This window comes from Cylindrospermum sp. FACHB-282, assembly GCF_014697195.1.
Lineage (GTDB): Bacteria > Cyanobacteriota > Cyanobacteriia > Cyanobacteriales > Nostocaceae > Cylindrospermum.
The window spans coordinates 22,770-37,733 of the sequence record NZ_JACJRJ010000002.1 but is presented as its reverse complement, the minus strand read 5'-3'; the positions used below and the strand labels follow the sequence as shown (position 1 = coordinate 37,733).

13 protein-coding genes, 1 pseudogene and 1 CRISPR repeat array are annotated in these 14,964 nt (G+C 42.5%); of the genes and pseudogenes, 9 read left to right on the top strand and 5 right to left on the bottom strand.

Features of this window, described 5'->3' with window-relative positions:
- Positions 1-162 precede the first annotated feature (162 nt).
- Entirely contained in the window at positions 163-3,225 is a 3,063-nt protein-coding gene (locus H6G32_RS01175) for a CHAT domain-containing protein (RefSeq protein WP_190453591.1), read from the top strand.
- Positions 3,226-3,229: 4 nt separating this feature from the next.
- Here H6G32_RS01175 and H6G32_RS01170 read toward each other — a convergent pair whose 3' ends face one another.
- Positions 3,230-3,583 carry a hypothetical protein gene (locus tag H6G32_RS01170; RefSeq protein WP_190453588.1) on the bottom strand — a complete coding sequence of 118 codons (354 nt, stop codon included), beginning with the start codon at positions 3,581-3,583 and terminating at the stop codon, positions 3,230-3,232.
- Between the two features lie 141 nt (positions 3,584-3,724).
- Positions 3,725-5,227, bottom strand: coding sequence for a carotenoid isomerase (gene crtH / locus H6G32_RS01165; protein WP_190453585.1), 1,503 nt, complete (start codon positions 5,225-5,227; stop codon positions 3,725-3,727).
- A gap of 505 nt (positions 5,228-5,732) precedes the next feature.
- Between crtH and upp the strand changes: the two genes are divergently transcribed.
- From upp to H6G32_RS01150, 3 genes are all read left to right on the top strand, one after another.
- The gene (upp, locus tag H6G32_RS01160; RefSeq protein WP_190453583.1) at positions 5,733-6,383 is read left to right on the top strand and encodes a uracil phosphoribosyltransferase; all 651 of its coding nucleotides are present in this window, start codon (positions 5,733-5,735) and stop codon (positions 6,381-6,383) included.
- 74 nt (positions 6,384-6,457) lie between these two features.
- Entirely contained in the window at positions 6,458-6,811 is a 354-nt protein-coding gene (locus tag H6G32_RS01155) for a hypothetical protein (RefSeq protein WP_190453580.1), read from the top strand.
- A 251-nt stretch (positions 6,812-7,062) separates the two neighbouring features.
- On the top strand, positions 7,063-7,326 hold the full coding sequence (locus H6G32_RS01150) for a YggT family protein (RefSeq protein ID WP_190453577.1): 264 nt from the start codon (positions 7,063-7,065) through the stop codon (positions 7,324-7,326).
- A gap of 86 nt (positions 7,327-7,412) precedes the next feature.
- On the opposite strand, the gene H6G32_RS01145 is transcribed toward H6G32_RS01150, so the two are convergent.
- The gene (locus H6G32_RS01145; RefSeq protein WP_190453573.1) at positions 7,413-7,871 is read right to left on the bottom strand and encodes a biotin carboxylase; all 459 of its coding nucleotides are present in this window, start codon (positions 7,869-7,871) and stop codon (positions 7,413-7,415) included.
- A 193-nt stretch (positions 7,872-8,064) separates the two neighbouring features.
- On the opposite strand from H6G32_RS01145, the gene H6G32_RS01140 reads away from it, so the two are divergent.
- Positions 8,065-8,676, top strand: a complete 612-nt coding sequence (locus tag H6G32_RS01140; protein WP_190453570.1) for a hypothetical protein — start codon at positions 8,065-8,067, stop codon at positions 8,674-8,676.
- Between the two features lie 131 nt (positions 8,677-8,807).
- Here H6G32_RS01140 and H6G32_RS01135 read toward each other — a convergent pair whose 3' ends face one another.
- Complete coding sequence (locus tag H6G32_RS01135; RefSeq protein WP_190453994.1) at positions 8,808-9,584, bottom strand: ABC transporter permease; 777 nt, start codon at positions 9,582-9,584, stop codon at positions 8,808-8,810.
- A gap of 399 nt (positions 9,585-9,983) precedes the next feature.
- Between H6G32_RS01135 and H6G32_RS01130 the strand changes: the two genes are divergently transcribed.
- Complete coding sequence (locus H6G32_RS01130; RefSeq protein ID WP_190453567.1) at positions 9,984-11,132, top strand: DegT/DnrJ/EryC1/StrS family aminotransferase; 1,149 nt, start codon at positions 9,984-9,986, stop codon at positions 11,130-11,132.
- A 232-nt stretch (positions 11,133-11,364) separates the two neighbouring features.
- Here the strand turns inward: H6G32_RS01130 and H6G32_RS01125 are convergent, their stop codons facing one another.
- The gene (locus H6G32_RS01125) at positions 11,365-12,114 is read right to left on the bottom strand and encodes a DUF561 domain-containing protein (RefSeq protein WP_190453565.1); all 750 of its coding nucleotides are present in this window, start codon (positions 12,112-12,114) and stop codon (positions 11,365-11,367) included.
- Positions 12,115-12,691: 577 nt separating this feature from the next.
- A CRISPR array of direct repeats spans positions 12,692-13,027; the repeat unit is 37 nt; unit sequence CTTTCCGCTAACTAACTCCCCGCAAGGGGATTGAAAC.
- Here H6G32_RS01125 and H6G32_RS01120 point away from each other — a divergent pair.
- The 3 genes and pseudogenes from H6G32_RS01120 to H6G32_RS01110 all read left to right on the top strand — a co-directional run bounded on the left by H6G32_RS01120 (position 13,028) and on the right by H6G32_RS01110 (position 14,720).
- Complete coding sequence (locus H6G32_RS01120; protein WP_190453562.1) at positions 13,028-13,252, top strand: hypothetical protein; 225 nt, start codon at positions 13,028-13,030, stop codon at positions 13,250-13,252.
- Positions 13,243-13,542: pseudogene (locus H6G32_RS01115) on the top strand (ribonuclease T2 family protein); the annotation flags it as partial. The gene H6G32_RS01120 and the pseudogene H6G32_RS01115, both read left to right, overlap by 10 nt.
- 314 nt (positions 13,543-13,856) lie before the next feature.
- Positions 13,857-14,720, top strand: coding sequence for a Tab2/Atab2 family RNA-binding protein (locus H6G32_RS01110; RefSeq protein ID WP_190453561.1), 864 nt, complete (start codon positions 13,857-13,859; stop codon positions 14,718-14,720).
- The last annotated feature ends 244 nt before the right edge of the window (positions 14,721-14,964 follow it).

Here is a 14,964-nt window from a genome sequence, read left to right as displayed (position 1 = left end):
GCCTCATAGGAGAGAGGTCAAAGTGTATTGCATATAAGCGATAACCGCTGTATCGAGGGAGAAAATCAAGCCTCTGGACTAGAAATCACCACCTCAACCACCCAAAACCCCTGTTTATTCTCCATAATTAAGAGAGGTATTACTTAACACCCGCCCCCACCCATGAACGAACAGCGACAACAAGCTTATCTCCAGCTAATCGATGAGTTGCTAAGTTGCCCTAATGGGGAAGAACCGGGGATTTTACAAGCGCATCAAGACTTACTCGATGCCGACTTTTTGCAAACAGTGGAAGCAGTAGCGGAGTATTTCGCACAGCAGGGAAATGAAAATAACGCTGGTTGGTTGAGGAATTTGGCAACTCAACTCCGTGGGGCGCTGAATTTAAATATGTCAATACTAGATTTAGAGGCTTATGGGCAATTTTTACTAGAGGTGCTGCAAGCAACAGCAGACAGCAAAGGTGACGCGCAAGTAGTTTACCCTTTGCTGGCAGCCAATACCGATAAATTAAATGATACTTTTGCGAAATTATTGCACCGTTGGGCAACAAATAAATTCGCAGAAGCGGAACCAGACACAGCAGCATCTATCGCTGGACTGATTGTTAATTCTAGTAATCTGATTCAGCAGTTTCCCTTGGGTAATACATCCAGGAACATGGAAATTGCCATAACTGGTTATGAAATAGCCTTAACTATAGTTACCCGCACTGTCTTTCGCCAAGCTTGGGCGAGGATACAAAATGATCTGGGTAAGGCTTACAGCGAAAGAATCAAGGGTAATACAGCTGAGAATATCGAACAAGCTATTGCTTATTATATAGCTGCACTAGAAGTCCGCACCCGCATTGACTTTTCCCAAGATTGGGCAAGGACGCAACATAATTTGGGGAATGCTTACAGTAAAAGAATCAAGGGCGATACAGCGGAGAATATCGAACAAGCTATTGCTCATTACATAGCTGCACTAGAATTCCGCACCCGCATTGACTTTTCCCAAGATTGGGCGGAAACACAAAATAGTCTGGGTGTTGCTTACAGTAAAAAAATTAAGGGTAATACATCTGAGAATATCGAACAAGCTATCGCTCATTATATGGCCGCACTACAAGTCCGTAACCACACCGCAAATCCGGGTCAAGAATGGGCAGATACGCAAAATAATCTGGGTGCTGCTTACAGTAATAGAATTAAGGGTGATCCATCTAAAAATATCGAACAAGCTATTACTGCTTACTCTCTAGCTCTGAAAGTTCGTATCCGCACTACCTTTCCCAACGATTGGGCAGGTACGCAAAATAATCTGGGGAATGCTTACAGAGACAGAATCAGGGGAGATAAACCTGAGAATATTGAACAAGCCATTGCTGTTTACTATTTAGCTCTAGAAGTTCGTACCCGCACTGACTTTCCCCAAGAATGGGCAGATACGCAAAATAATCTGGGGAATGCTTACAGTAATAGAATTAAGGGTGATCCATCTGAGAATATCGAACAAGCTATTGCTTATTATAGAGCCGCACTAGAAGTTCGTACCCGCACTACCTTTCCCCAAAACCATGCTGAAACATTATTCAATCTTGGCATTGTCTACCTAGATGCAAAACAGTTTAATTCAGCTTACTCTACCTTTGCCTCTGCCATTGAGACAGTCGAAACTTTACGCTATGAGATTGTTTCTGGGGAAGAAAGCAAACGCAAACAAGCAGAAAAATGGAATCAACTTTATAGACGAATGGTGGAAGTTTGTCTAGCATTAGGCAAAGAAACGGAAGCTATAGAATATGTTGAACGCAGCAAAACCCGGAATTTAGTTGAACTTATCCTCAACCGTGACCTCAAAACAACCTTTCCTCCAGACGTAGTTACTAAACTAGAACAACTGCGAGACGAAATAGCTAGTGGTCAATATCAGATTCAAAATGGCAAAGCTGAAAACCCAACTGTTTTAGCCCAGCATCTTCAAGAATTGCGACAGCAACGCAATGAATTACAAAATCAATATCTACCAGTTGGTTACAGTTTCAAGTTTGACCGATTCCAATCAACCTTGGATGTAAACACAGTAATTGTAGAATGGTATATTACGTTTGAGAAAATTATAGCTATTGTAATTAAACCTCAAGGGCAAAAAATCACAGTTTGGCAATCTCAATCAGAAGATAGAAAATATTTTTATGCTTGGATAAATCAATATCTAGATGACTACTACAGACAAAAAGACCAATGGCAAAATCAGTTAGAAGAACGTCTGAAGAAGTTAGCAGAAATCCTACAAATTGAGGAAATATTAACCATAATACCTAAACACTGTGACAGATTAATTCTCATTCCCCATCGCTTCTTACACCTGTTACCTCTCCATGCTTTACCCGTTAAGGAATCATACTTACTTGACTTATTCCCCAAAGGTGTCGGCTATGCTCCCAGTTGTCAACTATTACAACAGGTTCAACTTCGTCAACGCAATGATTTTCAATCTCTATTTGCTATCCAAAACCCCACAGATGATCTCATTTATGCTGATTTAGAAGTAGAAAGTATTCAGCATTATTTTCCTGCTGATAAAACAACAGTGTTGCGTCAAAACGATGCTACTAGAAACGCTTTAGATATAAATCTAGCAAATCTAGCAGAGGTAAATTATCTTCACTTCTCTTGTCACGGTTCCTTTAACCTGAACACCCCTGAAGATTCTTGTCTATATTTAAATGGTTCTATTCTTAATAAACAAGTTGACCTCAACAAATGCTTAACCTTGGGTGATTTATTCAACAAGGATTTTAACCTTAATCAATGTCGTCTCGTTGTCCTTTCTGCTTGTGAAACAGGTTTGATTGATTTCAACAATACCAGCGATGAATATATTGGCTTACCTAGTGGTTTCCTCCATGCAGGAAGTTCAAGCGTAGTTAGTAGTCTTTGGACAGTTAATGATTTATCTACAGCTTTATTGATGATTCAATTTAATCAAAATATGAAGCAAGATATGACTGTATCTATTGCTTTGAAAGAAGCACAAAATAGATTAAGAAATTTATCTTTAGCTCAATTTGAGCAAATTTTAGAGGATTTAACACCGCAATTAGATAAAGTGTTAGCAAAATTAAGACCTGGACAAAAATTAATTATAAAAGAACAAATTAAGCAAATTAAAAACCGAGGTGAGAAACCATTCTCTCACCCCTATTACTGGGCTGGTTTTACAGCTATTGGTATTTAATTACTTAAGTGTTTTGCTTACAAAATTGTTTTACTCCAATTTTAAATACAAAAAGACCTAGTGGTAAACCTAAAGAGGGATCAACTAAAGGAGAAAGAAGACCGAATAAATCGAGAATATCCTGAGCTTCATCTTTACAAATTACAGAGCGATATTTATTAACTAAGTCTAATAAATTAACAGACCTATCCGGTTCTATTCCTGTTTTTCTCATTTTTATCAAGGTAACAGCGTCCTCTAAATGCCCCTCACATTCTTCAATTACATCCAAACTAGCAAGTGCTTGTTGATGATCAGCAAATTTTAGCCGTAGGTCGGCAATTTCTTCTGAACTCAGGGTAATAGCGTCAGTAGTCATACTTTTTCAAAAAATAATAATTACAATTATTACCCAAATTTAAGTATTATCGCTACTACTTTGTCAAGTTAGTTTTGAGGTTTGTAGTAAGCACTTTAGTGCTTAGAAAAAGCAGGACTAAAGTCCTTACTACGAACTTAATTAAAGCCCCAAATCCGTAGCAATGCGATGGGCGCAAGCGAAGCCAGAAAAAGCCACCGCATTCAAACCCTGACCGGGAAAGGTACTATCCCCCACACAATAAAGGCCAGGAAGCGCTGTGCGATTAAATGGCATCCCCAACAACCCCCGCAACTTGCGCCGGGGAATTGGCCCGTAGGTGCCATCTGCACGACCCAAAAAGCGGCGATGGGTGCGCGGTGTCCCTACTTCCAGATAATCCAAACCCGCATCTAAACCGGGGAAAATTTGCTCTAATCGCTCAATAATTCGCCCTGCTGCTTGTTCTTTCTTCGCTTCGTACTCACTCGGTGAAAGTTTTTGCCAATCATCAATCCAGTGGGGTGTAAAAGCATGAATGATGTGATGTCCGGCTGGTGCTAAATCTGGGTCAAGTAATGTAGGGATGGAAACAAAAATAGTGCCTTCTGGTGCTGCCATTTTTTGCCAATCTTCGAGCAAAATATGATGACATTCTGTCCCCGTTGGTAAAACTGACGCCTTCACTCCGATATGTAGACTCAGAAAACTAGGGGATTTTTGATAACGTTGTTGCCACTTTTTTTCATTAACTGGCATTTCATCTGCTGGTAGTAATTTTTCAAAGGTATCCCAGCGGGTTGCGTTAGAAACTATGCGTTTACCCTGATAAACTTTACCGTTAGCCAGTTGCACGCCTACGGCTTGACCTTTTTCGGTAATGATTTTTGTCACCCTTGCTTGGTAGCTAATTTCACCCCCAGCCTTTTCTAAACCATCAGCTAATTTCTGGGCAATTTGTCCCACACCGCCTTTAGGGTAGCGGACGCCGCCATAATGCCTGTCAGAAAAGACCATGCCAGCATTAATCATTGGTGTCATGTTAGCGGGGACTACTGACCAGCAATAACATTCGATATCGATAAATTTCAATAACTGGGGGTCTTTAATGTAGCGTCGCGCTACATCACCAACATTTTGCGGCAGATACTTGGCTAAACCAAGGCAAGCTAAAGGATGTTGAAAAAAGACCCGCATCACATACCTGGGTTCTTCCAGGGACAGTAAATCTATGCGATTGAGGCAATTGAAAACTTGCTGACATTCGTCATAAAAGCGACGAATGCCTTTTTCTTCATGAGGGAAATAAGCAATAAGATTTTGCAAAAAGTTTTCATAAACTCGGTCAACCTTTAAATCTAATCCATTCGGCAGATGATAGTGAATTTGTACTGGATCGATAATTGACTCTAGGCTGACATTCACAGCTTTTAAGGCGCGGGTGAGTAGGTTGGTCGTACCCTGATCTCCCAAGCCAAAGATCATCGATGCACCAACGTCAAATCGATATTCTTGATGTTCAAAATAACCAGCGCTACCACCTGGAATCAGATAACGTTCCAGTACCAGCACTTTAGCTCCTTTTGCTGCTAGTTGGGTTGCTGTGACTAAGCCACCAATACCAGACCCAATTATAATCACATCAAATAACGTACGAGGGGGCATAAGCAATTCAAGAGGAGAGTTTGGTTAGTAGTGAGGGATAAATCGCTCGATTCAAATATTTTAAGGACTAAAGTCCTTACTACGAACTTTCTTTTAATTTAATTTTTATACTTACATTCAAAATAGTTGCTCAAATGCCCTGTGATGGGTTTGATTGGTTTATTTGGAACTGAGGTAAATCTTTTTTTGTCATACTCGGATTAATTGAGTTCAGAGTATCTCAATTATATTGAAATGGGTAAGTTGGGCAATTGTGAATTGCTTTCTGTTTCCGCACACAAAAAGAGGGACAAGCCTGCTACCGCCCGCTTATCCCGTCTGCCGATTCTTAAAGAGAGGAGAACACTATATAAAACTATAGCTTGGTTGAGAATTAATGTCAACTATTAATGAAAATTTTTATCAATAAATTATGTGTGCTGATTTTAGCTATCAGCCGCACACTGGAAAGAGTATGATGATGTTTCAGTTCTTATAGAATAAAAAGTGGCCCATATATTTGGCTATGACGCAACAACTGCTTGTTTATGTTCCACCCCATCCCCTAATCAAGCACTGGTTGGCAGTCGCTCGTGATGTTGCTACGCCTTCAGTATTATTTCGTAGTGCCATAACTGAGTTAGGACGATGGCTAACCTATGAAGCGGCGCGAGACTGGTTACCAACGCTAGAAACAAAGGTGCAGAGTCCGTTGGATATCTGTCCTGCAACTTTGATTAATCCAGAGATACCTGTAGCGGTTGTGCCGATTCTGCGGGCTGGGCTAGGATTACTAGAAGGAGCACAGACGTTGCTGCCTTTGGCCTCAATTTACCATCTTGGCTTAGTGCGAAATGAGGAAACACTAGAACCTGTGTGTTACCTGAATAAATTGCCAGAAAAATTCGACCCCCAAACGCGGGTGTTAATTACCGATCCGATGTTGGCGACGGGAGGATCAATCATGGCGGCAATGGCAGAATTAGTAAAGCGGGGTGTTGATCCAGCTTTGACGCGCATTGTATGCGTGGTGGCGGCTCCACCAGCTTTGCAAAAACTGAATGCTGCTTATCCTGGTTTAATCGTTTACACCGCTACTATTGACGCAACGCTTAACAGCAATGGTTATATTGTGCCAGGGTTGGGTGATGCTGGCGATCGCATCTTTGGGACTTGAGCTAGTATGCACCTAGGGCAGGAAAATAGCTTAATGACTTTAAAAATCCCAGGTTTCTTCAAGGCGGTAAAGATATGAGTCAGCGAGATGGGTTTGCCAGTGGTTTTTTTGCAGGGGCCTTTGTCGGTGGTCTAGTTGGTGGTATTCTGGGGGCAGCGATCGTTTCTCGGCGTGATGCTCAATTGGCAGCAGAAGGGGAGACAGAACTGACTCAGAACCAGGATGAAATCAACAAAGTACCAGTGAGAAGGCGTCAGATGAAAGCCTCTGCCAGTGAAAACCTGGAAATGGAAACTGCGAGGCGATCGCTAGAAGATAAAATTGCCCAGTTGAATGCGACAATTGATGACGTGCGAAAGCAATTAGGGAATGTCAATGGTAGTGTATCTCAGCCGATGAATGAGCAATCCCTCAGACAAGACTCCTGAGGTGCATCTGTAGCTTCACCAAAGTGGCAATTAAAGATTTTTCAAACACCATGCCCTTAAGCGAAGAAAAGGGTCAATCGCCCTCCCACCTAATTTTGCCGACGCCAAATTAGTGAGGAGGGCTTAGACGTTTCGTTTTTGTCCCCCTTATCTGCCCCAAGGGTGTACCGCTCTCTTTGAGGGACTTACAGCGAATAAGTTAAAATCAATTATAGACCGCGTTTAACACTTAGCAGGAAACCAACACAACCATGTATTTACTGATTAACACTCTGGCTACGTTCATACAGATTTATACTACTTTATTGCTTATTAGGGTTTTGTTGACCTGGTTCCCCAATATCGACTGGTATAACCAACCATTTTCTGCTTTGAGCCAGATTACTGATCCTTATCTAAATCTGTTCCGCTCAATCATTCCCCCATTGGGTGGTATGGATTTTTCTCCTATGTTAGCAATTATACTACTTCAAATATTAGGTAGTATGATAGGTGGTTTACAAGCCTTTGCGTAAAATAGAATTTCTTGTTTGCTCCAGCCACGTGCAATGAAAAAATTTGATATCTGGGCTGATTAGCCCAGATTAATTCAACCTCTAGATTAACGCCGGACTTGACCGCTAAATCCAGCAGCTTTAAACTGCTTCAGCTGTAATGGAGTAGGCTGATTTGCGGGTACTGTAATTCTGAATTCAAAATCACTGATGCCTGGTGGTACCTCAGCAATAGAACCTAGACGGGTGCGGTTTTGCATTACTGAGTCGTTATTAGCATCATAGATGCGCCCAAAAATATCTGCATCGTAAACTGTTTTGTAGGTGCCATTTTCCGCTTTACCAATGACAATAAAGCAACTGGCAGATGCAGAACCGCTACTAATCACAGTTCCTTTTGCCAGTTCTGGGGGACAATCCTTATAGGAAACGTCAAAGAGTTTAATCTGTGTCAACGCTACAGCGCTTGGTGTAAACCCCCAGGCTAGAACACTGATGAGACAGGAAGTAAAGACGACCTTGATTAGTCCTAAGTACTGAGTCTTGAGTTTTGAGAAGTTATTCATGAATACAGCCAGGTAATTCTACAAAAATGCTAAACGGTTTTTCTTTTCCATATCTAAACTTTAGCTGCTAAGAAAGTAGACTGAATCAACCAAGAATTTACCTACTTGGCATAAAATAGCAGAATTATGGGGAGTTTGTACTCACAGAGTTAGGTAATAATTAGGGAAATAGACCCTCAATTGCTTTTAGCTTATGACGACCGATGAGATTGAAGCAGCCTTGCAAGCAGCCTTTAATTGTTGTGATGCAGCCAGCTGTCCTCTCACTGATACGCAGAAACAGATATTACTGCAAGTGGTCGAGCAAATTCAGGGAAACCATAACTCTAGGGTGTCAGATATTGCTAATCCTTTAGACGAACTTACCTCAGAGGAATTGGAAGCATTTTTACAGTTTGTCAAGGCAGAGGAAGAAGAAAATCGGACATGGAAAGTACAATTACTCAATGACTGGCTTCTGCAACAAGATTCCGGAAAAGTGCAATTTATTCGCCAAAGCTATGGTTTGCAGTGGCTAAATCGTGTTGAGTCATACCATTTTGATAAGTATGCTTATTTTGAGGATGCACTAAAGCTGAGGATAGGCGATCGCATTGAAGTTTGCAATGCACTATGGGAATGGGTACAAGATAATGGCCCCTGTCAGCGTGAATGGGTTCCCTGCATGGTGATTCAGATTGAACATATTAGTAATGGCGATGATTCTGTTACCAATTGCCAGATTCGCTTTTATAGCGGTAATGAATATGAAATTCAAGGAATCTATGAATGGAATCGCTATAACTGGCGCTGGCCAAAGGGGTAGGGCAGACAAGGAGATTTCTAATATCGTATCCGGTTAAAGACTTATCATTAAGACCGCTTTCTTGCAGGGGGAAACCCTGTTTTTGCACAGATGTAGGAATTATAACTAATTAGCCGGACATGATAGCAGTCTTAACTAATTAACTGCGCGGCTGAATTAAAAAACTGACGACATAAACCCTTGGTGACTAAAACGGTTGTCAGCAAGTTAGCCACGACTACCATAAACATAATCAAAATTTCGTAGGATACAGCATCGAGTGGTTTTATCCCAGCCAATAATTGTCCGGTGGTGATTCCTGGTAGTGCAACCATACCAATAAGCATCATTTGATTGAGAGTGGGAATCAATGCGGCTCTGATGGCGTCTTTGCGGTATTGGCTAATTGCTTGCTTAGGAGTTGCGCCTAGACTCAAGTGAGTTTCTATTTCCGTAGGCTGCTGTTTAATAGTATTGACAAGGCGTTCTCCGGCGATGGCTGCTGCATTCATCGCATTACCAAATATAATCCCAGCTAAGGGAATCAGATACTGCGGTTCAAACCATCTTTCTGGTTGAATAATCAAGAAGTTGACGTAAAGTAGCGTCAAAGCGGTACTGACGAAAATTGCTCCCCACACCAAAGGCGATAAATAGGGAATTTTTTGGCTGATACGGTTTCGGGCAACAATCGCCGTAATTGTCAGCATTACTGTTAAAATCGCCAAAACTGCCCAAATATTGTCAATAGCAAAGATGAAGTCGAAAACGTATCCCAACACGAGTAGCTGGAGGATAGTTCTGCCGGTAGCAAGGACTAAATTTAACTCTAGTCCTAATTTTTCCCAAGCAGATAAGCCAATGGCTAGAGCCATTAATCCCACAGCCATAGCCAAATCAACTAAATCCAGCTTGATCAAATTCTCCATGGGTTCTGTATCTCCCGACATTTTTTCCTGAACACAGCCCAGACATTTGGAACTTTGATTCCACCCGTCTGATCTTGGTAAATATACATTACCCATTGAGTCGCGGCGAGGAAGCCCCGAAATTTTCTGCAAAATTTAAAATTTAAAATGGCTACAAGTTAAGGTAGATCCTCTGAAGGAGGCACAAAATGCTATAAACCTATGATGGCAAGTACCCAGTATGCTGGATATCTGTAAATTAAATGTACAATCGCTGTCCGCCCTAAAACTTAAGTAAAAACCTTTCTTATTTCAGTATTGTATACAACAGTCTTTGCCAGGCTTTTGAATTAACAATTCTTTCAGCAAACATCAACTGTTGAAATGCCTCCTTTGTATCTCCCGATAAAATGAGTACTCATGATCCAAAGCATAAATTCCATCCCAGCTTTTGATATTAAACAACAATACACCTCCATCGCCGCCGAAGTGAATGCAGCTGTCCTAGAGGTTCTAGCTTCTGGTCGTTATATTGGCGGCCCAGTGGTTGAAGGCTTTGAGCAACAGTTTGCTGCCTATCATGGTGTAACTGAATGTGTAGCTTGTAACTCTGGTACTGATGCCCTCTACTTAGCTTTACGCGCCTTAGAAATTGGTGCAGGTGATGAAGTAATTACTACACCTTTCACCTTTTTTGCCACGACTGAGGTAATTAATGCTGTGGGTGCAAAGCCAGTGTTTGTTGATATTGACGCCACTACCTTTAATTTAGATGTGACGCAAATAGCAGCGGCGATTACACCCAAAACTAAGGCAATTATCCCGGTTCACCTGTTTGGGCTACCTGTGGACATGACAGGGCTGATGGCGATCGCACAATCTCACAATTTAGCAGTAATTGAAGATTGCGCTCAGTCTACAGGCGCAAGTTGGGGTGGTCAAAAAGTAGGTAGTATTGGACATATTGGTTGCTTTAGTTTCTACCCCACCAAGAATCTTGGCGGTTGTGGCGATGGTGGTGCAATCACAACTAATGATTCGGCGATCGCCTCTAAACTGCGGGTACTCAGAGAACATGGCAGTAAAACCCGCTATATCCATGAAGAAATCGGAGTAAATAGCCGCTTGGATGCCATACAAGCAGTTATCCTCCAAATAAAGCTGCGTCATCTCGATATATGGAATAAAAAACGCCAGGAACTCGCCACTTATTACTACCAATTTCTCAGTCAGATTCCCGGTATTGTCCCACCCCAAGAATTACTTGGCGGTGTTGGAGTTTGGAATCAATACACCATTCGCATTTCTGGTGAGGGGCGAAATGGTGCTAGCGCTCAATATCGGGACTGGGTGCGGAGTCAATTGCAAGAAAAAGGCGTGAGTTCGATGCTTTACTACCCCCGTCCTCTACATTTGCAGCCAGTTTATGAAAGTCTCGGCTATCAACCAGGGCAATTACCAGTGTCTGAGCAAGCCTGTCATGAGGTGATATCTTTGCCTATGTTCCCCGAATTGACAGCGGAACAGCAAGATCAGGTGATTTATGCTTTGAAAGACTGTTTGTCCTAAATCCTGGGGGCACAGCATTGCTCATTGGTGTCAACTTAAGCTGAAATAGGCGGTTAGAAACCGCAACTACACAGGCAAAACCCACCTGCGTGGGTTTCAAACAGCTAGTTTTTCCTGAGACCGGGTCGGTGGACTATCCCTACGGGACGCTACGCGAACGTTTGGGTAGCCGCGACTTCTAGTCGTTAGGGCTTAAGTTGATACGTATGAGTATTGCTGTGTCCCTACAGGTTTATGCGAATGTCCGAGAAGTGCTAGCAGTCGCTAAAGCTTCTACTAAACCACGGACAGCGGCAATCATGGCGATTTCGCTATTGAGTTGGTTGATGGCGGAACCAACACCAATACCAGCTGCGCCAGATGCGATCGCTAATGGTGCAGTCACGCTAGAAATACCAGAAGCACACAATACAGGCACAGATACCGCGCGGGAAATTTCATAAGCTGCTGCTAGGGTGGGGGCAGCTTTTTCAATTAATCCCAAAGTACCCCCGTGGGTTGGCTGGCTGCTGGTACCGCCTTCAGTTTGGATAATATCCGCACCTGCTTTTACCAATTCCTCAGCTAGTTGTACTTGTTGGTCTAGTGTCAGAATATGGGGAACGGTGACAGATAGGGTGATTTCGGGTAACAAAGCGCGGGTTTGCTTAGTTAGGGCTAAAACTTCCTCAGCTTCAAATCTGCGTCCTTGAGCATAGAAGGAATCAAAATTCCCGATTTCAATCAAATCTGCACCAGCAGCCACAGATGCCACAAATTTTTCTGGTTCTACCGCTGATACACAAATAGGTAGATTGATCAAGCTTTTTACCAATCGCACTAAGTCAGCGTCAGCAGCGATATCTACAAATGTAGCACCGCCTAATTCAGCAGCTTTGGCGATCGCCGCCACGTTCTCCGCGTTGAAATTATTCAAACCGCTGATCACTTTCAAAACACTGCGGTTAGTAAATGCGCGTTGGAGTGAAGAATGCATTGTCATAGTTCGTTTTTTTAAGCTATCAAGGTAAAAATATTGTCACACTACTAGCCGCAACAGGCTAGAGGCTGAGGAAAGAGAATCGGTAATTGGTAATTGGTAATTGGTAATTGGTAATTGGTAATTGGTAATTGGTAATTGCGAACACAGGAAACAAAACCTCACCCTGGTTCTGCTACGCACAACCTGTCCCTCTCCTTCCGAAGGAGAGGGATGTCCGTTAGGACAGGGTGAGGTTTTTCAAGATGTTTGGGTAATCGAATAACTTGTGTGTACACGGTAGATTAAAAAGGCTGGGGGAATCTTATTTGTTTCAACGTTATGGGGAATTGGTATGAGGTAATAAAAAATACTTGACAACCTGGGAGCAAAGGTTTTATTTTTATAGAAATTGGCAAACCAAAGCGGGGGCAAAAACCCTGGGGGGTTCGCCAAATCTTCAGAACCTTGAAAATTCAATAGTTCCAGCGTTTCAATAGTTTCAATCGGCAGTTTTTTGGAGCCTGAAATCGATCTAAAAATAGAGGTCTGCCAAAATCCTGTCTAGAATCTTTATCCAGTTTGATTTTCAGGTCGCGGACTTTCCGCTAACTAATTCCCCGCAAGGGGATTGAAACAAGCAGTCCACACCCGGCACTGATACTTTTAGCAACTCTTTCCGCTAACTAACTCCCCGCAAGGGGATTGAAACCGGATAACTCCCCACTTCTCCGGAGCTCAGGTATGAGTCGCTTTCCGCTAACTAACTCCCCGCAAGGGGATTGAAACTCTCCATCTATAACACTCACCACCAACCAGTTTTCAGACTTTCCGCTAACTAACTCCCCGCAAGGGGATTGAAACTAGCCAACCCCAAAGAAAACTAATGAGACATCCTTACTTTCCGCTAACTAACTCCCCGCAAGGGAAATAAAAGATGGTTTTGTTACCGTTTTTACCAACATTTCAGTTAGATGGCTGCTTGGTGCTGAACTGGGGTAATCTGAAACTTGTAACTTTTATCACAGGAAGAACGGTTTGTGAAGATGCAGATCAAGAAATTCCTCGTAGCAGCTTCCTTATTAATAAAATGATAGACTTTACAACCATGAATGGGAAAAACACGGTACTTGCTCAGGTAAAACCCCTACAGAATACCTAGCATTAAGCAAACAGTTAAAAGATTCCGTCGCCATTCCCACAGCATATAATCGCCCCGCTAAACCCTTCCGCACCACCATCAAAGACTTGAAAAGTTCTTTTGTGAGAGCTAACAGTAAATTTACTGTTGACCAAATAGCACCTTACTGTTCCGATTCCGGCAGGTTTTTGCAAGAAGTGTTCTTTTGCTTTGCTAAAGACGGTAAAGCAGGGGCTTGTAGTGCAGAAATTTTGCAGCGTTCTCAAACAAGCTGTGGTCAGGCAAATTTTTTGGTGAGGAATGTCAGATAAGATTCCCCCACTTATATCCTTCCCTGGTCTAGGGGGTTGGGTTGAATGGAATACATATTTTGTCGTAACGTCTCTACAATGTGTGGTCTACAAAGGCGAAAGCTGCTGTAACACCAAGGGTATTGGGGTTGGGGGGATTTTAAAGAGAAATGGGATTAATGGTTTTTGAGGACTGAAGTCCTCACTACGAACCTGAAAACTTGATCTTGCCATCTTCGAGAGAGATTGTTGTCAACAGGGGTCTAACGTTCATGTAGATTGGTAGAGTGAAAACATAAGCAAAATATAAAGTCGCCAGATTTTTACCGCAAAACATGGGCAGTATTTGGGAAGTCGATTTTTACTCCCGTCCGATTCTGGACGAAAATCAGAAAAAAGTTTGGGAAGTCTTGGTGTGCGAAACTCCTTCAGATATCCGCACTAATATAGATTCTCTGTTTCGCTATGCTCAATATTGCCCCAGTAGCCAGGTAAATTCGGGTTGGTTGCGGACGGCGTTGCAGGAAGCAATTAACAAGGCCGGGGAAGCACCAATCAAAGTCCGCTTTTTCCGCCGCCAAATGAATAATATGATTACCAAAGCCTGCGAGGATGTGGGTATTCCTGCCTTACCTAGCCGACGTACTTTATTTCTTAATCAATGGCTGCAACAGCGAATGGAGGAAGTCTATCCGCAAGAACCAGGGTATCAAGGGGGGTCTAATGCTTCAGTGCGCTTAGATAGACCTTTACCCCAACGGTTACCAGATGCCTTGGAAGGAAAACAGTGGGCATTTGTCACTCTAGAAGCTCAAGATTTTGCGGATATGCCAGAGTGGGAAATTGGCTTTGGTGAAGCTTTCCCTTTAGAGTTGGCGAAATTGTCGCCAGAAACCCGCATTCCTGGGATTTTGATTTTCTCACCTAGGGCTTTACCTTTAGCTGGTTGGATGTCGGGTTTGGAGTTGGCTTACTTAAAATTTGACACTAGTCTGGGTGAGAGATTGATTTTAGAAACCGGTGCTACAGAAAGCTGGATTGTGGCAAATATCAGAACGCCTCAACTCCTTGCAGAAGCTAAAGGTTTTGAATCCGCCAAGCAAGCAGCTAATGGGGTACATTTTATTGGTGTGCAGTCTGATGCCCAAGCACAATCTTTTGCAGGATTTTGGCTGTTGCAAGAGATAAATTTGCCGTAAATAGTTGGTAGGGGGTAATGGGTAATAGGTAATGGTAATGGGTAATGGGTAATGGGTAATAGGTAATGGGTAATGGGTAATAGGTAATGGGTAATGGGTAATGGGGAAAAACCAATGACCAATGACCAATGACCAATGACCAATGACTAATGACCAATGACCAATGACTAATGACCAATGACTAATGACCAATGACTATTGTCTATCTGCGGTGCAAAATCCACAAACCACAATTCACCAACGG